A 21,466-nucleotide genomic window follows, 5' to 3' on the forward strand; every position below is an offset into this window, starting at 1 on the left:
GCCTCGTGGCCGTGATCGCCTCGTTATGCTGACCTTCCCGGGACAGCGTTTCCCACCCCTCTCGTCGACCCACCCCGGCGGCCCCGTCGGGCCCTCCCGTCGGACCCGTCGGCCCCGACGGACCGCTCCGGTGCGCACCGCCCGGACGATCACCGACGGGAGGACCGCCTCACCACGAAGGAGCCCCCGATGCCCGCCGTGCGCCTCAGCGACGTCGCCCAGGATGCGGGCGTCTCGCTCGCCACCGCCTCCCGCGTCCTCAACGGCTCGGCCCGCGTGCCCGGCAAGGAGGTCGCCGAACGGGTGCGCGCCTCCGCGGACCGCCTCGGCTACGTCCCCAACGCCCAGGCCCAGGCCCTGGCCCGCTCCCGCTCGGGGCTGATCGGCCTGGTCGTGCACGATCTCGCCGATCCGTACTTCGCGACCATCGCCGGCGAGGTCCAGCAGCAGCTGTTCGCCTCGCAGTCCCAGGTGCTCGCTCACGCAGACCGATCGCCGGATCGACACCGAGGTGCGGGCGCTGCGCTCCCTGATCGCCCAGCAGGTCGACGCGCTCGTGCTGGTGGGCACGCACCGCTACGGCACCGAGGACGACACCGCGATCAGCACGCCGCTGCAGGGCTTCGAGCGCAACGGCGGGAAGGTCGTGGGGCTGGGCCAGTCTCTCGGCGTGGGCCGCACGATCATCTCCGACGACGCCGCGGACTCCCACGAGCTCGCCACCGCCCTGGTCGTCGAGGGGCATCGACGCTTCGCCGTGGTCGAGGGCATCCCCGGGATCCCGTCGGCCGGCTCCCGCACCAGCGGCTTCATCGCCGCGCTGACGGAGGCGGGGATCGAGCCCGAGCTGAGCATCGCCGCGGATCTCACCCGCGACGGCGGGATCGAGGCCGCCGCCCGCGTCCAGGAGCATCTCGAGGGAGCCGGCGGCTCCGACCAGGGCCCGCTGTGCCTGTTCGCGCCGGCCGACATGATGGCCCTCGGCGCGCTCGGCGAGCCGCGCCGTCGCGGCCTGGACGTGCCCGGCCAGGTCGCGGTCGCCGGCTTCGGCGGGGTCACCGCCGCGGCGGACGCGAATCCCTCGCTGACCACCCTCGCGCCGCCGCTGTCGGAGATGGCGGCGCAGGCGGCGGCGTGGGCGCTCGAGGGCGTCGCCCCCGCGCACCGGTCGGGGGATGAGGCGGAGGCCGCGAGCGGCTCCGACGAGGAGCCATCGGCCGAGGGCGCGGCCGACCCGGTGCGCGAGGTGCGGGTGCGCGGGGATGTGGCGGCTGCGCGAATCGACGGAGATCGCACCCCGCTGACCGCGAGACACGAGACCGCCTCAGGATCAGCGAGGCTCCGGCCGCGGCGGCGCCCGGAGGCGGAGGTCGAGGTGGGCCCGTGGCCCGCCGTGTCACGCGTACGGCGGACGAGCTCCTGGTACCGCTCGGCGATGATCCGTGCGGACTCCTCGGCGGGGGTCGCCCACACGTCCTCGTTGAAGATCTCGACCTCGATGTCCCCGGTGTAGCCGGCGGACTTGATCATTCGGGTGATTGCGGGGAAGTCGATGAAGCCGTCGCCCATGTAGCCGCGGGAGTGCGGCGGCTCGGCGGCGAGCGGCAGGTTCCAGTCGCACACCTGGTAGGCGAGCAGGCGGTCCGATGCCGCGGCGCGCTGGATGGCGCGCTCGAGGGATGGGTCCCACCACACGTGGTAGGTGTCCACGACGACGCCGACGGCGGGAGCCGCCGGAGGCCTCGGCGATGTCGAGGGCCTGGTCGATGGTGGAGAGCACGGCCCGGTCGGCGGCGAACATCGGGTGCATCGGCTCGAGGGAGAGGCTCACGCCGCGCCGCTCGGCGTAGGGGGCGAGCTCGGCGATCGCCTCCGTGACCCGGGCCCGGGCCCCGACGATGTCCTTGTCGGCGCGGTCCACCCCGCCGACGACCATGACGAGGGTGGGAGCGCCGAGCGCGGCGGTCTCGTCGATCGCCCGACGGTTGTCGGCGAGCGCCGCGGCGCGGTCCGCCTCGCCGGAGGCGGTGAGGAACCCGCCCCGGCACAGGGAGCTGACGCGCGCCCGGCGTCGTCCACGCGGCGGCGCGGCGCGTCCAGGCCCACCTCCTCGACGTCCTGGCGCCACAGGCCCACCGCGCCGATGCCGCGGGAGGTCGTCGCCTCGAGGAACTCCTGCACCGGCGTGGTGCGGAAGGTCCAGCGGTTCAGGGACAGCCGGGGCACCGTGCCGGCGACCTCGACATCGATGGCGGTCGAGCTGGTCTGCGTGGTCATGCGGCGTCTCCCGTCCGTGCGGTCCGCGATGCGGCGGCGTCCTCGCTCGCGGCGGTCGCCCCGCCCGAGTCCGCCGCGCTGTCGGTGGCGGAGTCGATCTCGTAGCCGGCCAGTCGCAGCATCGCGTGCCAGCGCTCGGCGGCGAGCGCCGGGTCCTCGAGGTTGCCGGTGGTGGCGGCGAGCTCGAGGGTGCGCGAGAGGTGGGGCAGGTCGCGGGCGGAGTGCATGCCGACCACCATCTGGAAGGCCTTCTGGTGTCCGTTCAGCCAGGCCAGGAACGCGACGCCGGTCTTGTAGTGGTAGGTGGGGGCGGAGAAGATGTGCCGGGCGAGCCGCTCGGAGGCGTCGAGGATGCGCCGCGCCTCGGCGACGCCCCCGGCGTCCAGCGCCTGCACGGCGGCCGAGGCGGCAGGGGCGGTCGCGGCGAAGGCGCCGAGCGGCCGCGTCGGAGTACTCCCCCTGCACCTGGGCCTCGTCGGCCTCCCCCGTCGAGGTGCCGTCGCCGACGATGAGGTGGGAGAAGTGGAAGTCGTCGCCGGTGAGCATGCGCACGCCCTCGGGCAGGCGTTCCCGCACGGCGATCTCGGCGGCGTCGTCCAGCAGGCTCATCTTCACGCCGCGGATGCGGGAGGGGTCCTCACCGATGATGCGCAGCAGAGTCTCTGCCGCCTCTGCGGGGTCGTCGCTGCCGAAGTAGCCGGCCAGCTGCGGGTCGAAGGCGGTGCCGAGCCAGTGCAGGACCACCGGCGCGGTCGCCTCGGCGAGCACGCGGCGGTAGACGTCCTCGTAGTCCGCGGCCGAGGTCGCTGCGGCCGCGAGGTGGCGGGAGGCCATGAGCACGGCGCCGGCGCCGCTCGCCTCGGTGGCGCGGAGTCGCTCGACGTAGGCCTCGACGATCTCGTCGAGGCTCAGGTCCCGCTCCTCGCGCTGGTCGGTGTTCACCCCGGCGACGACGAGGTCGCTCACCGTGGCGCCGGCGGGGAAGACCGCGGCGATCTCGGGGTCCTCGAGCGCGGCGCGGGCGGCGTCGGCGGTGCGGGTGATGAGCTCGCGGGTGGCGGCGGGGTCCAGGCCCATGCCGCGCTGGGCGGTGTCCATCGCGTCGGCCACGCCGAGCCCGCGCGACCACATGGTGCGGCGGAAGGCGAGGGTCGCATCCCAGTCGATCTGGGCAGGGGCGCCGGGAGTGTTGTCGCCGTGGACCAGCGGGACCACGTGCACCGCCGCGTACACCACGCGGGAGCGCAGCGGCGCGGTGGGGCGGGCGAAGGCGGGGGCCTCGGCGAGCGGGATCCGGCGCAGGGCGCCGTCCTCGTCGAGCAGGGTCAGCTGCGGCTCGCTCATGGCTCTCACACCTCCGTCAGCGGGGTGAGGGAGATGCGGCGGCCCTCAGCGGAGCTGGCGAGGCCCACCTCGGCCAGCCGCACGCCGCGCGCGCCGGAGAGGAAGTCGTACGGATAGTCGGAGCCCTCCTCAGCGCCTGCCACATGGCGCAGGAAGTCCTCCCACTGCACCTTGAAGCCGTTGTCGAAGCCGTCGGGCCCGGCGTTGTCCGGCACCTCGATCCAGTCGTCGTAGTAGTTGTGGGGATCCTTGACGTCGGGGTTCCACACGGGCTTCGGGGTCGCCTCGCGGGGCTGGATGCGGGCGCCGTGCAGGCCCACGACGGCGGAGCCCCTGGTGCCGTCGACCTGGAACTCGACGAGCTCGTCGCGGTGGACGCGCACGTCCCAGCTGGAGTTCATCTGCACCACGGCGCCGCCCTCGAGGCGGAAGACGCCGTAGGCGGCGTCGTCGGCGGTGGCGGTGTACTCCTGACCCTGCTCGTCCCAGCGCGTCCCGATGTGGGTGGCGGTCTGGGCGTAGACGTCCTCGATGCGGCCGAAGAGCTCCTCGATGACGTAGTTCCAGTGCGGGAACATGTCCGCGACGATGCCGCCGCCGTCCTCGGAGCGGTAGTTCCAGGAGGGGCGCTGGGCACTCTGCCAGTCGCCCTCGTAGACCCAGTAGCCGAACTCGCCGCGCACGGAGAGGATCTCGCCGAAGAAGCCGGAGTCGATCAGGCGGCGCGGCTTGAGCAGGCCGGGGAGGTAGAGCTTGTCGTGGACGACGCCGTTCACGACCCCGGCCTCCTTCGCCAGGCGGGCGAGCTCGAGCGCGTCCTCGAAGGACTCAGCGGTGGGCTTCTCGGTGTAGATCGCCTTGCCGGCGGAGATCGCCTTCTTCAGGTTCGCCACTCGCAGGTTCGTCACCAGCGCATCGAAGTAGACCTCGTAGTCCGGGTTCGCGAGCGCCTCGTCCACGTCCGTGGTCCAGTTCTTCAGGCCATGGCGCTCGGCGATCGTGCGCGGCTTCTCCTCGTTGCGGCCGACGAGCAGCAGGTCCGGCATGAGCCGGTCGCCGCCCTCGAGCTCGACACCGCCCTGGTCGCGGATGGCGAGGAGGGAGCGGACCAGGTGCTGGCGGTAGCCCATGCGCCCGGTCGCGCCGTTGACGATGATGCCGATCCTGCGTTCTGCCATGTGACTGCTCTCCTTCGAGGTCCTTGGGCCGCACTCGCAGCTCCTGCGGTGGTAACCGCTTTCCATCTCGAATGATTAGACCACGGAGCATCTCGCTCGGGCAAGCGCGTGCCTACCGCATCGGGTCCGCAGCGAGGAACGACGAGCGACCGGGGAGATCCGACATAGGGCTCTCCGTGCCCTTCACCCTTCCGCTGCTCTGACAGCATGGGCACCATGCGACCGCACCAGCCCGGGCTCGGCCCGTCCCGATCGCCGGCATTCGCCCACATCGCAGAGGAGGTCACCGCCGTGACAGCACGAGACCGACGACCGGCGACCATCACCCGGCGAACGTTCGCGGGCGCGACGGCGCTCGCGCTCGCGGGAGGCCTCGCGGCCTGCACCGGGGGCGATCTCTCCGTCGAGCGCACCGAGTCCCCCGAGACCACGGTGTCGCCGGGCGACGATCTCCCCGCGGCGTCCGCCGCCCTGAGCGCGGCACTCTTCACCTCCTCGGACGTCGCCGTCCTCGCCGACGAGGCCTCGCTCGAGGCGCTGCGCCGACGCTCAAGGGCTTCCCCGCCCCGGTGCTGGCGGGCATCGACCAGGCGGTCACCGATGAGATCGACCGGCTCGGCGCGGCCACGCTCGTCGTCCCGGCGGGCGTCGATCCCGGCGACCTCGGGGACGGTCGGGAGATCATCGAGATCGACCTCGCCGCCGAGAACCCCGACCTCCCGAAGGTCTCCGCCGGGGAAGCGACCACCGCCGTGACGCCGCTGATCGACCCGGAGGCGGCCTCGCCCGCACAGTCACTCGCGAGCGCCGTGGTCACCGCCGCGGGCGGCACCGTCGTCGAGACGCCCGGCGGGGACGTCGGCCGCAGCAGCGAGAGCGTCGCCGCGGCGAAGGAGGCGGCCGGAGAGGACGCCTCGGCGGGCGTGCTCGCGCTCGGCGATTCCTTCGGCGACACCTCGGCGCTGGTGGAGGCGCTGGGCCGGACGGCGACGACGACAGAGGCGCCCGGCGGCGGGATCACCGCCTTCCCCGGCCGGCGCATGATCGCGGCCTACGGCTCCCCCGCCGTGCCCTCGCTCGGGATCCTCGGCGAGCAGGACCTCGAGCAGACCCTCGAGCGGGTGCAGGAGATGGTCGCCGAGTACGACGGGCTCGCCGAGGAGCCGGTCGTCCCCGCGCTCGAGATCATCACGACCATCGCCTCCTCGGAGCCGGGCGGCGACGGCGACTTCTCCTCCGAGCTCGGCGCCGAGGGACTGCGCGAGTGGGTCGACGCCGCGGGCGAAGCCGGGGCGTACGTGGTGCTGGACCTGCGGCCGGGCACCACCGACTTCCTCACCCAGGCGAAGCTCTACGAGGAGCCGCTGACCGCCCCGCACGTCGGCCTGGCACTGGATGCCGAGTGGCGGCTCGAGCCCGGGCAGAAGCATCTCGAGCAGATCGGCTCGGTCACCGCCGCGGAGATCAACGAGGTCTCCACCTGGCTCGCGGACCTCACGGCGGAGCACGGCCTGCCGCAGAAGGTGCTGATCCTGCACCAGTTCAACCTCTCGATGATCTCCGACCGTCAGAACGTGGACACCTCCCGCCCCGAGCTCGCGATCACCCTGCACGCCGACGGGCACGGCACCCCCGAGGACAAGCTCGCCACCTGGAACGCGCTCCAGCAGGACCTGCCGGGCGGGATCTTCATGGCGTGGAAGAACTTCCACGACGAGGACACCCCGATGTTCACCCCGGAGGAGACCTACGCCCTGGAGCCGCGCCCCTGGTTCGTCTCGTACCAGTAGCCACTGCGCCGGCCAGGCCGGGGCGGGTCAGGCGCCGGTGATCGCCCGGTCCAGGCGGGTAGAGATGTCGGCGAGGACCTTGTCGACGGGCCGCTCGGCGAGGCTCTTCATGAACGGCTCGACCTTCACGGGGCCTGTGTACCCGGCGGCGCGGATCGCACCCATGAACCCGTCGAGGTCGATCACCCCGGTGTCGTAGGGCAGGCGGCGGTCGAGGTCCATCTGCTCGTCGCGCGCCCGGTCCGGGCGCGCGTCGTTGATGTCGACGGAGACGATGTCGGAGGCGGCGAGGCCCGTGAGGTCCTCGGGGGTCTCCCCGGCGGTGTACCAGTGGTAGCTGTCGAGGATCAGGCCGATGTTGCTCGCGTCGGTCTCGGCGATCAGGGCGCGGGCATCGGTGATGTCGTGCACGAAGGGGTGGCGCTCGGTGGACCAGAAGGTCTTCGGCCCGATGTACTCCAGCCCGAGCCGCGACCCGTGGTCGGCGAGGATCTCGGAGACCAGGGAGAGCCGTCCGGCGTGCAGGCGCCAGTTGGCGGCATGGTCGAGGGTCTGGTGCATGGGGCGGATCCAGGTGCCGACGGCGGTGACCCCGGCGGCGGTGAGCGGCTCGAGGGCGTCGGGCAGGGAGCCGAGGGCGGTGCGGAACTCCTCGGCCGGGGAGTCCAGCGCGATCGGGAGGCCGGCCATCCCCCACTGCAGGCCCTTCGCCCGCACGGCGTCGCCGTGGGCGGAGACGGCCTCGAGGCCGCCGTCGGCTAGGAGGGTGCGGAAGTGGTCGGGGTCGGGGTCCACGCCCCCGAAGCCGTGCGTGACGGCGAGGTCGATGGCGGCGGTGTGGTCCAGGGGGAGCCCCAGCGCTCCGGGCGACAGGCAGGAGAACATTCTCGAAGCCTAGGGCGGAACGTCGCGAGGCGGTGATCTGGGCCACTTCGTCCACGAGTTGGGACGGCGGGGTGCCACGGTGCGTTCAGGCGCCGCCGCTCGGTCGGACGCCGCGGTGCGCTCAGCGCTCAGACACCGCCTCGCGGTCAGATGACGCGGGGGCCCCTCACGCGTCGGGGGCCCGCAGGGCGAGGACGGCGTCGGCCGGCCACACGTACTCCTCGTCGCAGCGAAAGCCCCGCGACCAGGTGACGCCGTCGACGACACGCAGATAGAAGCCCTTGGGGTAGTCGTGGTCCGCGCGGAGAGGTACGGAGTGGACGTGCACGGCGCCGGTCGGCGCCCTCCCGGCGGAGAGGATCGAGTCCGGGGCCTGCCCCTGGTCCGTGATGGCGAGGCGGAGGTAAGGGCCGGTGTCCGGCGGCGGCGCGGGACGAGACCCTGCGCCCGTGCCGCAGCGGTGATCTGCGGGAGGGTGCCGCCTGAGGCGAGGCCGAGCTGGTGGAGGCCGCGGCCGCACGACCTCGAGCGTCTCCGGTGCGCGGGTGTCGAAGCACGAATCCTCGAGAAGCGTGCGCGCGCCGGCGTTCAGCTGGATGCCGAGCTTCGCGAGCCGGGTGTGCGGCTCCTCCCTGCTCGCCCCGCCGACCAGCGGCTGCAGCGGGGCGGGCCCGCCCGCAGGGCTCGGCTCGGCGCCGACGCCGGGTTGGCCGACGGCCGTCATCGCCCCACTCTCGGAGCCGTATTCGTCGCTGTCATCACCCGTCCCTCCGCGTGCCCCGCCCCGTCGGCCTGCACCGCCGTAGAGTCGCACACGACGAGGCTCGGTGGGCGCAAGCTGTTCAGCGGCGGGTCCAGGGCGGCGGGCGCGCCGTCGACGCCGGCTACAGGCGTCTCACCCGGCACGGAGCGCCCGGCGCGCGGAGCTCAGCACGGGCGCGGTTCCGCCGCCAGACGCGCAAAGGATCCCATCGACCGCGGGCGCCCGCGGCCAGCTTTTCCTCGCCGGCAGGCAGGTGCGAGCGCGTGAAGCGGGTTCACTCGACTCGCGATAACGCGCCTGTCGCGTTGAGGTGGCCGACGCACTTACCTGGACAGAGCTGTCGCGAAATCACGACGGAGGACCCTAACGGCGCACCAGTCCCGCGGCCTTGACGACCGCGACACAACCCTGTAGCTTGCTCGCGTCGAAGCGGATGCAAGCTTCCATCAACCTAAACGCTTAGGGAGTGCGGGGTAATGAAGCCCACCATGGCCGATGTCAGTCGGCGCAGCGGCCTGAGCATCTGGACGGTCTCCCAGGTCCTCAACGGCAAGTCTGGAGTCTCGGAGAAGAGCCGTCTTGCTGTCCAAGATGCCGCCGCCTACCTTGGCTACGTCGTCAATTCTGCCGCCCGCGACCTGAAGCGGAATCGGCGAAGCGGGATCTCTGTCATCACTGCCAGCACGGAGAACAGCTACTACGTCGACCTCGTCCAAGGAGTCCACACCGAGCTTCTCGGATCCACGCACACTGCGATGGTCTCCGACATCGCCTCCAAGGGGCACTACAGCCAGGAAGCCGAGGACCAGACCATAGAGTCCGTGCTCGGGATGCGGCCGGCAGGCCTCATCACAACACTGCCTCTGTCCAAGAAGAACCTCGACCTCCTTGAGCGATGGGAGGTGCTTGTGGTCTTCGTGGATTCTCCTCCCCCTGCGGGGTCGAACCGAACAGCCAGTGTCACCACTGACAATCTGAAGGCGAGCAGGGATCTCGGCGACCACCTCGGGTTGCACGGCTACCGCAACTGGGTGTCTGTCATGTACCCATCACGATGGCCAACTCGAGCACCTCGTGTGCAAGGACTCCAGGATGCTCGCACGCCGCAATGGAGCGTCCCTGACCGTTCTTGATGCAGAGAACGACACGACGTCCGCCGCCGATGCACTCTCTGAGCATCTAGGCTCTGGCTCCAGACCGGACGCCATCATCGCTGGCAACAACCCACTGCTCCGAGGCGTCATGGGGGCCCTGGCTACGCATTCCCTTCACGCGCCACAAGACCTTGGCCTTGTCTCGTTCGACGAGTTTGTCTGGGCTCCGCTCACCACTCCCACGATGACTCTGATCGATGAGGATGCCGCACTCATTGGCCGACAAGCCGCGACCCTCCTACTGGACCTGATCGAGCGGCGAGAAGCCTCCACCGAGGCAACTGCCTTCACCGACATCTACAAGCCGGGTGACCAAATCGTCATGCCCGCCAAGCTGACGATCCGTGAATCCTGCGGATGCCCCTCCTGACGCAGGCCACCCCCGACCCCTACCCAAGTTCCCACGACCACGACGAGGACGTCATGAAGATCAGCCGTAGAACCGCTCTCGGCGCCGCTTTCGCGACCACAGCCTTCGGGCTGTCCGCTTGCACCACCGGCGACGAAGCCGTGAAGCCACGCACCACCAAGATCGAGTCGATTGGCCTGATGGTGCAGGACATGTCCAACCCGTTCTTCGCCGCGATGGAGAAGGGCGCGAAGGATGCCGCTCACACATTGGGAGCGGACCTAAACGTTCAGGATGCTCAGTTGGACCTCGCTGAGCAGTACAACCAGATCGACAACTTCATCCTCCAGGGCGTCGATCTCATGGTCATCAGCGCCATCGATAGTGAGGGCATCGCTCCTGCCATCACACGAGCTCAGAACAACGGCGCCATCGTCATCGCTGTTGACTCCGTCGCTGATGGAGCTTCGGCCACGGTGATGACCGATGCCGTCGAAGCCGGCGAGATCTCGGCTCGCTATCTCTTCGAGCAGATGGGCGGCGCCGGGAGGCTCCTCATCGTCGACGGGACTCCCTTGCAGACGATTAGAGATCGCGTTACCGGCCGCATGAACGTCCTCGAGGAGTTTCCAGACATCAAGATCGCTGGGCACCAGTCATCCAACAATGACCGTGCTTCGAGTCTCACCGTCACCACGGACATGCTCACGTCCGCACCGGACGTGAGTGGGATCTGGGCCATGAACGATCCGTCCGCGCTTGGCGCTGTTCTCGCCGTTGAGCAGGCCGGCCTGACCGACCAGATCATCGTTACTGGCATCGACGGCAGTCCCGAGGGAGTCGAGGAGCTCAAGCGGCCCGGCTCTCCATTCATCGGGTTCGCTACCCAGAATCCCGCCGAGATGGTCCGCCAGGGCGTCCTGGCAAGACAGGACATCATCGCCGGGAATCTTCCCGCCGACCCCACCATCCTCATCCCCAGCGAGCTTTACACCCGTGACGACATCGACACCTACGAAGGCTGGTGAGCACCGTGGCCACACAGCAAATTCCTGACACCCTCAACTCCGCACCGCCTCCGCTACTCAGACTGAGCGGCATCTCCAAGCGCTACGGCGCCACGCAAGCGCTCGACAACGTCGACCTCGAGCTCTACTCCGGCGAGGTCCATGCACTCATGGGGGAAAACGGCGCGGGGAAGTCCACTCTTATGAAGATCCTCGCTGGCAACGAGCCCCGGGACACCGGAACGATCTTCCTAGACGGTCAAGAGATCGAGATCAGCTCGCCGGCGGCCGCAACCAAGCACGGCATCGCGATCATTCATCAGGAACTGAACACAGTCCCAGAGATGACCGTCGCCGAGAACCTGGCACTCGGCCATGAGCCGAAGACTGCGCTGGGGACTCTCGACCGCAAGCGAATGCTCGCCGATGCCAAGTCCAAGCTGGCGTTGACCGGTGCCACCGTCGATCCTCGTACCCCGCTCGGCCGTCTCAGCGTGGGCCGACAGCAGATGGTCGAGATCGCCAGGGCTATCGGGGAGAAGGCCCGGGTGCTCGTCTTGGACGAGCCGACTGCGGCGCTCTCGCGCAGCGAGTCAGAGCGACTCTACGAGCTCGTCGAGGACATGCGGGCCAGAGGCGTGGCTCTCGTGTTCATCTCGCACCGCATGGAAGAAGTCTGGCGCCTTGCTGACCGACTCACCGTCTTCCGCGATGGCAAGCTCGTGGGGACACGGAGCAAGGAAGAGATCGAGCCCGCTGACGTGGTGCGGATGATGGTTGGCCGCGACGTGGGTGACCTCTATGGGCACCCTGTCCGCACCCCCGGAGACGTCATCCTCGAGGTCGAGGATGTTGAAGGGGACGAGGTTGGCCCCGCCAGCCTCACGGTGCGGGCCGGCGAGGTTGTAGCCATGAGCGGCCTCATCGGAGCCGGCCGCACCGAACTGGTGCGAATGATCTTTGGGGCCGATCCACACCGAAGCGGAACCGTCTCGATCAAGGGCCGCCCGATGCTCGTGCGCAGACCCTCTGACGCCATCTCCTCCGGCATCGCAATGGTCCCTGAGAGCCGCAAGGAACAAGCGCTGTTCCTCGATCACACGGTCGAGCAGAACATCTCGATCAGCACGCTCAGCTCCTACGCAACAGCCGGTTTGCTGCACAAGAGCCCCATCCGCGCCGCGGTACGAGAAGAGATGTCCCGGCTCAACCTCCGACAGAACGCGATCGGGCCGCCGGTGAGGTCCTTGTCCGGAGGAAACCAGCAGAAGGCCGTTCTCGCCCGCTGGCTGATGGCTGACTCCGACCTGCTGATCCTCGACGAGCCGACCCGCGGCGTCGATATCGGAGCCAAGCGCGAGATATACGACGCGATCAACGCCCTCGCCGAGGAGGGTAAAGCCATCCTCGTCGTCTCGTCCGACCTTCTCGAAGCGATCGGGATCAGCGACCGCCTGCTCGTCATGCGCGCAGGCCGGATCGTTGCAGAGCTCAACTCGGCCACCACCACCGAGACCGACGTCATGTTCCACGCCACTGGCACCGCCGCCACGCCCGAAGGGGAAGCAGAATGACCTCCACCAACACGACCTCGACGCCCATCGACCGCCCGTCGTTCGACTTTGCCCGCTGGTGGGACCGTTACGGCATCCTCTTCGTGCTCATCGCACTGGTGTCGCTCATGGCCGCCATCGCTCCAAACTTCGCGTCGATGGACAACTTCTGGAACATCGCCCGTGCGATCTCCATCAACGCCATCCTCGCCGCGGGTATGACCTTTGTGATCATCACGGCGGGAATCGACCTTTCTGTCGGGTCGACAGTGGCAGTCGCCGGCGTCGTCAGCGTCATGGTCGCCATGGCAGGAGTCCCCGCAATCCCGGCGGTGCTGATCGGAGTGATCGCTGGCGCGATCGCCGGACTCGTCAACGGCCTCCTGGTCGCCTATATGGCCCTCGCCGCGTTCATCGTGACCCTGGCATCGATGACGTTCCTGCGCGGCCTGGGCTACACGCTGACCGGCGGTCAGCCGATCGTCGACGGCAACCTGAGCTTCCGCGCCCTGGGAAGCGGCGCCGTCCTCGGAATCCCGGCACCCGTCATCGCGATGCTCATCGTCTATGTGATTGCTTGGTTCCTCCTCGAGCACACCACCTACGGTCGCCACGTCTATGCCGTCGGTGGCAATCCTGAGGCGAAGACGTCTGGCCGGCGTGAACGTCAAGGCCGTCATCGCGTCGGTCTACGTGATTGCCGGCGCCTGCGCAGGCCTGGCAGGCGTCCTGTTCGCCGGTCGCGTGGTCTCGGCCCAGCCGACTGCGGGAGAAGGCTACGAGCTCGACGCCATCGCTGCTGTCGTTCTTGGTGGTACCAGCCTCGCCGGCGGTAAGGGTCGGATCATTGGCACCTTCATTGGTGCCCTCATCCTTGGGGTGCTGACCACTGGTCTCATCCTGATGAATGTCCCCTTCTTCACTCAGTTGCTCGTGAAGGGCATCGTCATCGTGATCGCGGTGTCTATCGACAGCCTCAAGCAGAAGCGCATCACGTTCGGTCGGCGTGCTGGCCAGCCCAGTCTTCGCCTGAACCGGTCGCAGATAGAGCTCAGAGATCCCTCATGAAGGAGAACCAATGACGATCCGAGTCGAGATCGCCGACCCCCTTGATGGAAGTCGCATCAAGGAGCCCATCGTCTTCACCGTCCTGGGCCACTATCCCGAGGCGGTGTACTCCGCCGAAACCTCGCGGGGTGAAGTGGTCGTGTGCCAACGGGTGAACTCTAGCTCCGGCTCCTCTGCCACCACGTTCATCGCTGTGGTGGACCTGGAGGGCACCGAGACGCTTGAGCTCGGCGGGCCCTGGGTCGGTGATGTCGACGGGATCCGCACGCTCGAGGCAGTAGAAGGCGATGCTTTCGTCCGGCTGGACACGGGGTACTTCGATCTCGAGCTGTGCTCTGGCACAGCTGAAGGCGAGGGTTCCTCGAAGTGGGGGTCCGCGGCACTTCAGTGCTCACCATGAGGGCGTCGACCTGCTGGCCTCCGGCAACAATGCCATCGGTGGGTTCTACGGTCCGTTCTTCACTCCAGAGAACGGTCTCATCAACCCGCCCGAGCACACGAAGGTGCGCATCGAGACCGTCGAAGAGGGTCCCATTCTCCATCACTATCGGATGCACGGCACCGTTCCGGATGGTCTGCTTGAGGAGTTGCGCGGCAAGACCTTCAGGATCGACTGGATCTTTACTTATGGGACGCCATCGTTCCGACGTCGCTATGACGTGGACAGCTTTCGAACGGTGATCAACGGCCGTTCTGTCGCCGACAAGATCACCGTGGGGGATGAGTTCGAGGGCGGGCCCGGCGAGCTCGTGTTCGACCGTTTTGAGTCTCATCACAGCACTCGCTACCGTGCGGGGGACCCCTATGCGCAGCGAGCTTGTGAACATGGTCGAGGAGACTCTCGCGCACGGGAGGAGCGACTCCGAGAGGTTCACTGAGATCCGGGACCAGTTGGCTGACGGCATGGAATCAGCGCATTGGGACCTGTACTGGCGGCTGTTCTGCGCATGGGAGGAGGCTCTCCCTGATGAGGAGATCTCTCAGCGGCTGGCCGTCGTGCGAGAGCACTCGCACTTCCTGGCGGACGCTCCGGACCGACCGTGGGTCATCAGTGAACGGCCAGTGGATGTTTCCGCCGTCCCGGATGCCACGATCTTCACCGGTGCGGTGCAGAAGTCGGCGGAGTTCCACTCGGTGAACGGACGCGCGATGGTCTGGTGGACGGGTCAACCGTCAGGCGGATTCCAGATTGTCCAGCGAAAGGAGTCCGGCTGGGTCAACTGGGGGTCGAACACCGAGAACGAATGCCCAGAACTGCCAGTTGGCGTTCCCATCAAGACTGCCTATGGCAACTTCGCCGAGTCATGGCACGCTGTCGCCGACCAGCTCGAACTCGAACCGACCGTGCTCGTCGCCGAACGTTAAAAGGATCGGGGCACTCGGCTCTTCCACGGGTCCCGAGCGGCATGGGATGACATCGGTGGACTTGCTTCCCTCAGCACCTAGGAGGTTCTGTACGTACCGGCCCGTCGCCCCTGTTCAGCGTCCGTATCCGGGACGATTGGTCGCCTGGCGGTACTGCCGCAGGTACGCGGGTCGGGGTCTCGGCCCGGGCAGGGATTTCCTGGATTGGCCCTTCCTTCGCTCCTGCATGTCCTTCCTGGTTCCACGGTGCGCGCGCGACGGAGATGCCTTCTCGGCGCGACTGAGCGTGGAGCTTCTTCGCGCCGTAGACGCCGAAGTTCTTCGCGTGCACGCGCCGGATCTGCACGAGCGGCTCCTCGTCCCGCGCGTCCGCTTCGAGGGCGGGCGGGTCTTGAAGGCGTAATAGGTGCTCGGCGCGATCTGGGTGTCCGCGCGGTGAGCGTGCGGCAGATCGGCCAGGCGCCGAATTCGTGCTTGTGCTGGTCGATGAACGTCACGATCATCGCGGTGGGCGGCCGAGCTCCGCGCGAAAAAAGCCGAGGCCGACTTAAGGATCGCGTTCGCCCGGCGCGGCTCGCGCACTTCCTTCTCCAGCTCAGCGAGCCGCTCGGCGTCGCTGGTCGTGGTCCCGGACCCGGTGGCCCTCGTCGATCTCGGCCTGCACGACCCAGTTCCTCAGAGTCTCGGGATTGATCCCGAGCCGCTCGCCCACACGGCGGAACGTTCCCGACCTCGTCGCTGGATCCCGCCGCGCGTCCACGGCCATCCTCGTGGCCTCTCCCGAAGCTCATCGGGGTACTTCCTCGGTGCCGCCATGCTCCTCATCCTCCCGTGGGTTCAGAGCCTCCCCAGACCCGGGGCGATTCAGACTGCAGGAAGTAGTTGTCCTGGTGCATCGCCTGGCCGCGGGCGCCCGGGGGCTTGAAGTAGAACATCGACTGGGTCGCCCACACGGGGCCCACCACTTCAGCCACGCGGCCCATCACGCGCTGCTCGAGCGACCAGCGCCGGGCGAGTCTGCCCGGGGCGTGGTCGCCGCGATGGGGCTGGATCATGCGGGGGTAGGCGCGCGCGGATCGCCCTCGGGCGTCTCGTCGAAGGCGCCGCCGGCGCCGTCAGTCTCTATGTGGGAGGTGAAGGCCTCCCGCGGCTCGGCGACCTCCTCGGCGGTGAGCACGCCGCGCAGGTGCACGGCGCCGCCGGTCTCGTAGGCCGCGGCGAGGCGAGCGGGGTCCGCGGTGTCGGCGGGGAGGATCTCGAGTCCGGGGGTCGTCGGGGCGGGGCTGGTGCCGGCGGTGTTCATGATGCAAGTCTGGGCACCCCGGTCGATGCCGACCAGGTGCGAGGAGGGCGGAGACATGGACGATCCTGCTGCGCGGCGCCAGGTGCCCGCCGTCGAGCTCCCGGCCCCGGAGACCGGCCGCGTGCTCGTCGGCGAGCCGCAGCAGGAGGCGGACTACCGGGTGCGCCGCTCCCGGGGCACGACCGACTGGTCGCTGCTCGCGCACACCGTGGCCGGCGCCGGCCTCGTCCACTCGGCAGACGGCGTCTCCCTGACCACCTCCACCGGCCAGAGCGTGCTGATCCGCCCCGGCACCCTCCAGGACTACGGCACGGATCCCGCCGCGGGCGGCTGGCACCTGCTCTACGTCCATGTGCATCCGCCGGCGCCGTGGCTCGCGCCGCTGGACTGGCCCGAGGCCGCGGACGGTCTGCTCACCATCCGTCTCGGCGCGGCCGTCGACGCCCGCGTGCAGGCAGGCGCGCACGGCCGCCCGCGCCGCACGCCTGGCCGTCGGCCGCTCCGAGCTGTTCACGTTGAACGGGATCGAGGAGGCGCTGCTCTGGTACGACACTCAGAACCCGCGCCGGCGGCGGGTGGACGAGCGGGTGCTCGCGGGTGCTCGAGCACATCGACGCGCATCTGGACGAGGAGCTCACTGCGCCGCGGCTCGCGCAGGTCGCCCACCTCTCCCCCTCGCGGCTCGCGCACCTGTTCACCGCGCAGACGGGCACGCCGCTGCGCGGCTACGTCGAGGCGCGCGGATGGAGGCCGCCGCGAGGTCGCTGGAGATGACCCCGGACCCTGTCGCCGAGGTCGCGCGGCGGGTCGGGTTCGCCGATCCGCTGTACTTCTCGCGCCGCTTCCGGGCGCGCGCGGGGCTGAGCCCGTCGGCCCATCGGGCGCGGCATCGGACCGGCTGAACACAGGCCGATGAGAACGGCCCCTCCCGCGCCGCCGCGAAGCGGGCCGGAGGGGCCGTCGAAGAGCGCCGACGCGGACGTCGGCCGGGACTCAGGAGTCGATGACCACGGCCATCACCGCGGGCTCGCGGCGGTAGGTGCGGCGCAGGTGATTGGTGACGGTGTCGACCACGATCTGCTCGATCTCGGCGATGTCGTCGATCTTGTCGGCCTTCGACTGCGCGAGTGCCTTCTCGACCTGCGCGGCGGCGCCCTCGAAGGTCTTCTTGTCGTGCACGAAGCCCTTGGTGAGGAACTCGACCGGCTCGACCGGCTTGTGGGTCTTGGGGTCGATCAGCGCGACCACCGTGACCACGCCGCCGCCGGCGAGCATGCGGCGCTCGGCGAGGGTGTCCTCGGTGGCGGTGCCGATGGTCTGGCCGTCCACGTAGACGAGGCCTGCGTCGACCTTGCCGGCGACCTTGATCTTCCCGTCCACGAGGTCCACGACCACGCCGTCGAAGCCGACGACCACGCGGTCCTCGGGCACACCGGTCTTCCGGGCGAGGTCGGCGTTGGCGTGCAGGTGCTTGGACTCGCCGTGCACCGGCAAGACGTTCTTCGGCCCCACGATGTTGTAGCAGTACACGAGCTCGCCGGCGCTTGCGTGGCCGGAGACGTGCACCTTCGCGTTGCCCTTGTGGACGATGTTCGCGCCGAGGTCGATGAGCTTGTTGATGATCCCGTAGATCGCGTTCTCGTTGCCGGGGATCAGCGAGGAGGCCATCAGCACGGTGTCGCCCTCGCCCACCTGGATCTGGTGGTCGCCGTTGGCCATGCGCGCCAGCGCCGCCATCGGCTCGCCCTGGGAGCCGGTGCAGATCAGGGTGATCTTGTGATCGGGCATCGACTGGATCTTGCGGAAGTCGACGACCAGGCCCTTGGGGATGGAGAGGTAGCCGAGCTCGCGCGCGATCTTCATGTTGCGCACCATCGAGCGGCCCACGAAGGCCACCTTGCGGCCGTTGGCGTGGGCGGCGTCGAGCACCTGCTGGATGCGGTGGACGTGGCTGGCGAAGCTCGAGACGATCACGCGCCGCGGCGAGGTCGCGAAGACCCGGTCGATCGCGGGGGTGAGGTCCCGCTCGCTCATCGTGAAGCCGGGGACCTCGGCGTTGGTCGAGTCGGTGAGGAACACGTCCACACCCTCCTCGCCGAGGCGCGCGAAGGCGCGCAGGTCGGTGATGCGACCGTCCAGCGGGAACTGGTCCATCTTGAAGTCGCCGGTATGCGGCGACGGAGCCGGCGGAGGTGCGGATGAACACCGCCAGGGAGTCCGGGATGGAGTGGTTCACCGCGACGAACTCGAGGTCGAACGGCCCCGCCTTCTGGCGGTCCCCGGCCTTGACCTGCATGGTCTTCGGGGTGATGCGATGCTCCTTGAGCTTCGCGGTGATGAAGGCGAGGGTCAGCTCCGAGCCGTACAGCGGGATGTCGGCCCGCTCCTTGAGGAGGTACGGGACGCCGCCGATGTGGTCCTCATGGCCGTGGGTGAGCACGATGCCGACGATGTCGTCGAGGCGGTCGCGGATCGAGGTGAAGTCCGGCAGGATCACGTCGATGCCGGGCTGGTGGTCCTCCGGGAAGAGCACGCCGATGTCGACGATGAGCGGCTTTCCGTGGTGCTCGAACACGGTCATGTTGCGGCCGACCTCGCCGAGGCCGCCGAGCGGGGTGATGCGCAGGCCGTTCTTGGCCAGGCGAGGAGGAGCGGACAGCTTGTTGCGGGCAGCTACCTGCATAAGGGATTCACAATCGTCGAAGGGACAGGGACTGAGGTCTCGGGCGCCGCGCGCGTCCCCTCGCGGGGTGCAGCGATCAGCACACGGTTCACCGTACGGCAGAAGAGGACATCTCCCCCACCCCTGGGCGCAAACACTCGATCTTGTCACTCTGACAGCGGGGCCACGGGAGCGGCCGACGGGCGGGGCCGGTGACCGGGGCGGCCGGCGGACGCTCGCTCGCGGCGCATCCCGCGACCGAGGGAGATCTCGGCCGCCCGGCGACCGACGGCGGCACCCTCAGCCGGCGAGGCGCTCGAGAAGAGCGTCGAGGGAGCGCTCGGCGCGGAAGGCATGCCCGCCCGGGTGACGACGAGCTCGGGCGGGACGGCACCCCGCGCCTCCCACACCGGTGGGAGAAGGGAGAAGGCCTCGCGGGTCGCGATGATCGGGAACAGGGGGTCGCGCTCCCCCGCCTCGATCACCAGCGGGCGCGGGGCGATCAGTGCGGCGATGTCCGCCATCTCGAGCTCGGGCAGCAGGCCGGGGACGATGTTGCAGGGGCAGTGCCGGATCGAGGCGAGGCTCGCCTGGAAAGTGCAGAAGTAGGTCGCGACCAGCGCCGCGGAGATCGTCTCGTCGGCCGCGGCCAGCAAGCAGGGCGACCGCCCCTCCCCGGATCCGCCGGCGACGGCGACCCGCTCGGGGTCCACGCCCGGCAGGGCGCGCGCCGCCTGGACGGCGGCGCGAGCGTCGGCGACGCGGCGGCCGATGACCGGCCGGCCGTGCAGCAGGTGCCGGGCCGCGTCGATCTCGCAGGTCTTCTCCTCTGGCGCCCATGGAGCGCCGCCCGGCGGGGGCGGGACTCGGCGCCGGCCGAAGCTGATCATCTCCGGGCACAGCACGGTCAGCCCGGCGCGGGCGAGCTTGTGGGCGAGGGCGTCGTGGGACTCGTCGGCCGGATCGGTCGCGACCAGCGCGTCGATGCCGCGTCCGTGCCCGGCGACGAGGACGACGCCGGCGCCGGTGTCGTGCTCGGGCGCGGGACGCAGGAGGAACGCCGGGATCACGTCGGGGTCGGCGCCCGGCTCCGCGCCGGGCTCCCCGCACGGAGCGAGCAGCTGCACCTCGACCGGGCCGTCGTCCGACGGGGCCGACGGCACAGCGGCAAGGCGCCCCTCCGTCGTGGTGGGGTCGAGACCCAGCAGGGAGCGGAGGCGCTCGCGGCGCTCCTCCGCACCACCGGCCGACGCACCGGGCCTCTCCACTCTCGCGCCCTGCCGGGGCTGGTCGGCGCCGCGGTCAGGCGAGGTCAAGCCGCACCGTCGCGAAGGAGTGCGGCGGCAGGGTCACCTCGAGTCCCCGCTCGTGCTCGCGCACGTCCGTCAGCGGCACCGGGGAGACCGCCTCCGGCCGCTCGGGGGTGTTGTGCGCGGCGGTCGACGCGCCGGTCAACACAGTCGCCTCATGGCCTACGACCTCGCGGCCGCGCAGGTCCAGGACGAGGGTGCGAGGCTCGTCGGCCGAGAGGTTCGACAGCGAGACGAGCGCCGCCCCCTCGTCGACCCGCAGCGAGGCGGAGGCGGAGACCAGCGGCGCTGGTCGGCCGTCGACCTCCTGCACCTCCTCGGGAAGCAAGCAGGTGGGCGTCGAGCGCAGCGGCGTCCTGGTGCCCGGCGTTCATCGCGAAGACGTGGTACGTCGGGGTGAGCACCAGCGCGCCGGAATCCGGATCGGTGAGGATCATCGCCTGCAAGACGTTCACGGTCTGGGCGATGTTCGCCATGAGCGACCGGTCCGCGTGGCGGTGGAAGCCGTCGAAGTGGATGCCCGCCACGAGCGCGTCGCGCACGGTGTTCTGCTGGTACAGGAAGCCGGGGTTCGTGCCGGGCTCGACGTTCCACCAGGTGCCCCATTCGTCGAACACCAGCCCGACCTTCTTGTGCGGGTCGTGGCGGTCCATGACGGTGGCGTGGCGGGCCACCAGCTCCTCGGCGCGGGCGGCGCGGGAGAGGGTCAGGTACCACTCCTCGTCGCTGAAGTCGGTGGCGTCGCCCTTGTCCTCCCAGGGCCCGGACATCGTGTAGTAGTGCAGCGAGATCGCCTGGAAGGGACCGGGCCGGCCGTCACGGCCCTCGAGGCCGTCGATCGCGCGCATCAGCGCCTCGGTCCAGGCGTAGTCGTCCACGTTCGCGCCGGCGGCGATGCGGGTGACCTGGTTGTCGCCGTGGTCGCGCACATAGGTGGCGTACTGGCGAGCCAGCGCGGCGTAGTCCTCGGCGCGCATGTTCCCGCCGCGACCCCAGGCCTCGTTGCCGATGCCGAAGAACGGCACCTGCCACGGCTCGTCGCGGCCGTTCTCGCGCCGCGGCGCCGCCATCGGGGGGTCGTCGGCGCGGGTGAGGTACTCGATCCAGTCGCTCATCTCCCGCACCGTGCCGGAGCCGACGTTGCCGTTGACGTACGCCTCGGTGCCGAGTAGCTCGACGAGGTCCATGAACTCGTGGGTGCCGAAGGAGTTGTCCTCGACGATGTCGCCCCAGTGGGAGTTGACCATGCGGGGGCGGTCCTGGCGCGGGCCGATGCCGTCGCGCCAGTGGTAGTCGTCGGCGAAGCGACCGCCGGGCCAGCGCAGGTTCGGGATCCGCAGGGCGCGCGCGCCTCGACCACGTCGGTGCGGATGCCGCGCAGGTTCGGGATCTCGGAGTCCTCGCCCACGTAGAAGCCGCCCTAGATGTTGCGGGTCATGACGTTGTGGACGCTGGCCG

At 69.6% G+C, this 21,466-nt stretch carries 19 protein-coding genes, 6 pseudogenes and 1 other annotated feature; of the genes and pseudogenes, 13 read left to right on the forward strand and 12 right to left on the reverse strand.

Annotated elements, in window-relative coordinates:
• Positions 1–189 precede the first annotated feature (189 nt).
• Positions 190–282, forward strand: a pseudogene (locus tag WKH84_RS11735) (LacI family DNA-binding transcriptional regulator); the annotation flags it as partial.
• A 229-nt stretch (positions 283–511) separates the two neighbouring features.
• Entirely contained in the window at positions 512–1,513 is a 1,002-nt protein-coding gene (locus WKH84_RS11740; protein ID WP_341853790.1) for a substrate-binding domain-containing protein, read from the forward strand.
• On the opposite strand, the pseudogene WKH84_RS11745 reads toward WKH84_RS11740, so the two are convergent.
• The 4 genes and pseudogenes from WKH84_RS11745 to WKH84_RS11760 form a co-directional block, all read right to left on the reverse strand.
• A pseudogene (locus tag WKH84_RS11745) lies at positions 1,495–1,710 on the reverse strand (TIM barrel protein); the annotation flags it as partial. The gene WKH84_RS11740 and the pseudogene WKH84_RS11745 sit on opposite strands and share 19 nt — an antisense overlap.
• Positions 1,711–1,792: 82 nt before the next feature.
• A pseudogene (locus WKH84_RS11750) lies at positions 1,793–2,128 on the reverse strand (TIM barrel protein); the annotation flags it as partial.
• A 145-nt stretch (positions 2,129–2,273) separates the two neighbouring features.
• Positions 2,274–3,621 (reverse strand): annotated as a pseudogene (locus tag WKH84_RS11755) (DUF993 family protein).
• 5 nt (positions 3,622–3,626) lie between these two features.
• A complete protein-coding gene (locus tag WKH84_RS11760) occupies positions 3,627–4,799 on the reverse strand; it encodes a Gfo/Idh/MocA family oxidoreductase (RefSeq protein WP_341853791.1) in 1,173 nt (390 codons plus the stop codon).
• Positions 4,800–5,368: 569 nt separating this feature from the next.
• Here WKH84_RS11760 and WKH84_RS11765 point away from each other — a divergent pair.
• A complete protein-coding gene (locus WKH84_RS11765; RefSeq protein WP_341853792.1) occupies positions 5,369–6,589 on the forward strand; it encodes a hypothetical protein in 1,221 nt (406 codons plus the stop codon).
• A 27-nt stretch (positions 6,590–6,616) separates the two neighbouring features.
• On the opposite strand, the gene WKH84_RS11770 is transcribed toward WKH84_RS11765, so the two are convergent.
• The gene (locus WKH84_RS11770) at positions 6,617–7,474 is read right to left on the reverse strand and encodes a sugar phosphate isomerase/epimerase family protein (protein ID WP_341853793.1); all 858 of its coding nucleotides are present in this window, start codon (positions 7,472–7,474) and stop codon (positions 6,617–6,619) included.
• A 166-nt stretch (positions 7,475–7,640) separates the two neighbouring features.
• Complete coding sequence (locus WKH84_RS11775; protein WP_341853794.1) at positions 7,641–8,198, reverse strand: hypothetical protein; 558 nt, start codon at positions 8,196–8,198, stop codon at positions 7,641–7,643.
• Positions 8,199–8,725: 527 nt separating this feature from the next.
• Here WKH84_RS11775 and WKH84_RS11780 point away from each other — a divergent pair.
• From WKH84_RS11780 to WKH84_RS11820, 9 genes are all read left to right on the forward strand, one after another.
• On the forward strand, positions 8,726–9,370 hold the full coding sequence (locus WKH84_RS11780; RefSeq protein WP_341853795.1) for a LacI family DNA-binding transcriptional regulator: 645 nt from the start codon (positions 8,726–8,728) through the stop codon (positions 9,368–9,370).
• Complete coding sequence (locus WKH84_RS11785) at positions 9,330–9,761, forward strand: substrate-binding domain-containing protein (RefSeq protein WP_341853796.1); 432 nt, start codon at positions 9,330–9,332, stop codon at positions 9,759–9,761. The genes WKH84_RS11780 and WKH84_RS11785 overlap by 41 nt, the downstream gene beginning before the upstream one ends.
• A 53-nt stretch (positions 9,762–9,814) precedes the next feature.
• Positions 9,815–10,768 (forward strand): ABC transporter substrate-binding protein, encoded by a 954-nt coding sequence (locus WKH84_RS11790; protein ID WP_341853797.1) that lies wholly within the window; start codon positions 9,815–9,817, stop codon positions 10,766–10,768.
• Positions 10,765–12,321: a sugar ABC transporter ATP-binding protein gene (locus WKH84_RS11795; protein WP_341853798.1), complete on the forward strand. Its 1,557-nt coding sequence runs from the start codon at positions 10,765–10,767 to the stop codon at positions 12,319–12,321. Before WKH84_RS11790 ends, WKH84_RS11795 begins: the two co-directional genes overlap by 4 nt.
• Positions 12,318–13,136 carry an ABC transporter permease gene (locus WKH84_RS11800; RefSeq protein WP_341853799.1) on the forward strand — a complete coding sequence of 273 codons (819 nt, stop codon included), beginning with the start codon at positions 12,318–12,320 and terminating at the stop codon, positions 13,134–13,136. Before WKH84_RS11795 ends, WKH84_RS11800 begins: the two co-directional genes overlap by 4 nt.
• A 67-nt stretch (positions 13,137–13,203) precedes the next feature.
• Entirely contained in the window at positions 13,204–13,368 is a 165-nt protein-coding gene (locus tag WKH84_RS11805) for a hypothetical protein (RefSeq protein WP_341853800.1), read from the forward strand.
• Positions 13,369–13,378: 10 nt separating this feature from the next.
• Positions 13,379–13,768 carry a hypothetical protein gene (locus tag WKH84_RS11810; protein ID WP_341853801.1) on the forward strand — a complete coding sequence of 130 codons (390 nt, stop codon included), beginning with the start codon at positions 13,379–13,381 and terminating at the stop codon, positions 13,766–13,768.
• Positions 13,769–13,871: 103 nt separating this feature from the next.
• Positions 13,872–14,246 carry a hypothetical protein gene (locus WKH84_RS11815; RefSeq protein ID WP_341853802.1) on the forward strand — a complete coding sequence of 125 codons (375 nt, stop codon included), beginning with the start codon at positions 13,872–13,874 and terminating at the stop codon, positions 14,244–14,246.
• Entirely contained in the window at positions 14,194–14,733 is a 540-nt protein-coding gene (locus WKH84_RS11820; protein WP_341853803.1) for a hypothetical protein, read from the forward strand. Before WKH84_RS11815 ends, WKH84_RS11820 begins: the two co-directional genes overlap by 53 nt.
• A gap of 411 nt (positions 14,734–15,144) precedes the next feature.
• Positions 15,145–15,271: a sequence feature (AL1L pseudoknot), on the reverse strand.
• Positions 15,272–15,328: 57 nt separating this feature from the next.
• Here the strand turns inward: WKH84_RS11820 and WKH84_RS11825 are convergent.
• From WKH84_RS11825 to WKH84_RS11835, 3 genes are read right to left on the reverse strand one after another with little or no spacing between them, the layout of a single operon-like run.
• Positions 15,329–15,499, reverse strand: a complete 171-nt coding sequence (locus tag WKH84_RS11825; RefSeq protein ID WP_341853804.1) for a transposase — start codon at positions 15,497–15,499, stop codon at positions 15,329–15,331.
• 55 nt (positions 15,500–15,554) lie between these two features.
• A complete protein-coding gene (locus WKH84_RS11830) occupies positions 15,555–15,788 on the reverse strand; it encodes a hypothetical protein (protein WP_341853805.1) in 234 nt (77 codons plus the stop codon).
• The gene (locus tag WKH84_RS11835; protein ID WP_341853806.1) at positions 15,785–16,036 is read right to left on the reverse strand and encodes a hypothetical protein; all 252 of its coding nucleotides are present in this window, start codon (positions 16,034–16,036) and stop codon (positions 15,785–15,787) included. Before WKH84_RS11835 ends, WKH84_RS11830 begins: the two co-directional genes overlap by 4 nt.
• Positions 16,037–16,091: 55 nt before the next feature.
• Between WKH84_RS11835 and WKH84_RS11840 the strand changes: the two genes are divergently transcribed.
• Complete coding sequence (locus WKH84_RS11840; protein ID WP_341853807.1) at positions 16,092–16,952, forward strand: AraC family ligand binding domain-containing protein; 861 nt, start codon at positions 16,092–16,094, stop codon at positions 16,950–16,952.
• 77 nt (positions 16,953–17,029) lie between these two features.
• On the opposite strand, the pseudogene WKH84_RS11845 reads toward WKH84_RS11840, so the two are convergent.
• The 3 genes and pseudogenes from WKH84_RS11845 to WKH84_RS11855 all read right to left on the reverse strand — a co-directional run.
• A pseudogene (locus WKH84_RS11845) lies at positions 17,030–18,719 on the reverse strand (ribonuclease J).
• A 146-nt stretch (positions 18,720–18,865) separates the two neighbouring features.
• Complete coding sequence (locus WKH84_RS11850) at positions 18,866–20,014, reverse strand: dienelactone hydrolase family protein (RefSeq protein WP_341853808.1); 1,149 nt, start codon at positions 20,012–20,014, stop codon at positions 18,866–18,868.
• A pseudogene (locus tag WKH84_RS11855) lies at positions 20,001–21,428 on the reverse strand (alpha-L-arabinofuranosidase C-terminal domain-containing protein); the annotation flags it as partial. The gene WKH84_RS11850 and the pseudogene WKH84_RS11855, both read right to left, overlap by 14 nt.
• Between the last annotated feature and the right edge of the window lie 38 nt (positions 21,429–21,466).

Source organism: Brachybacterium sp. GPGPB12 (genome assembly GCF_038396325.1).
In the GTDB taxonomy this organism is placed as follows: Bacteria; Actinomycetota; Actinomycetes; order Actinomycetales; family Dermabacteraceae; genus Brachybacterium; species Brachybacterium conglomeratum.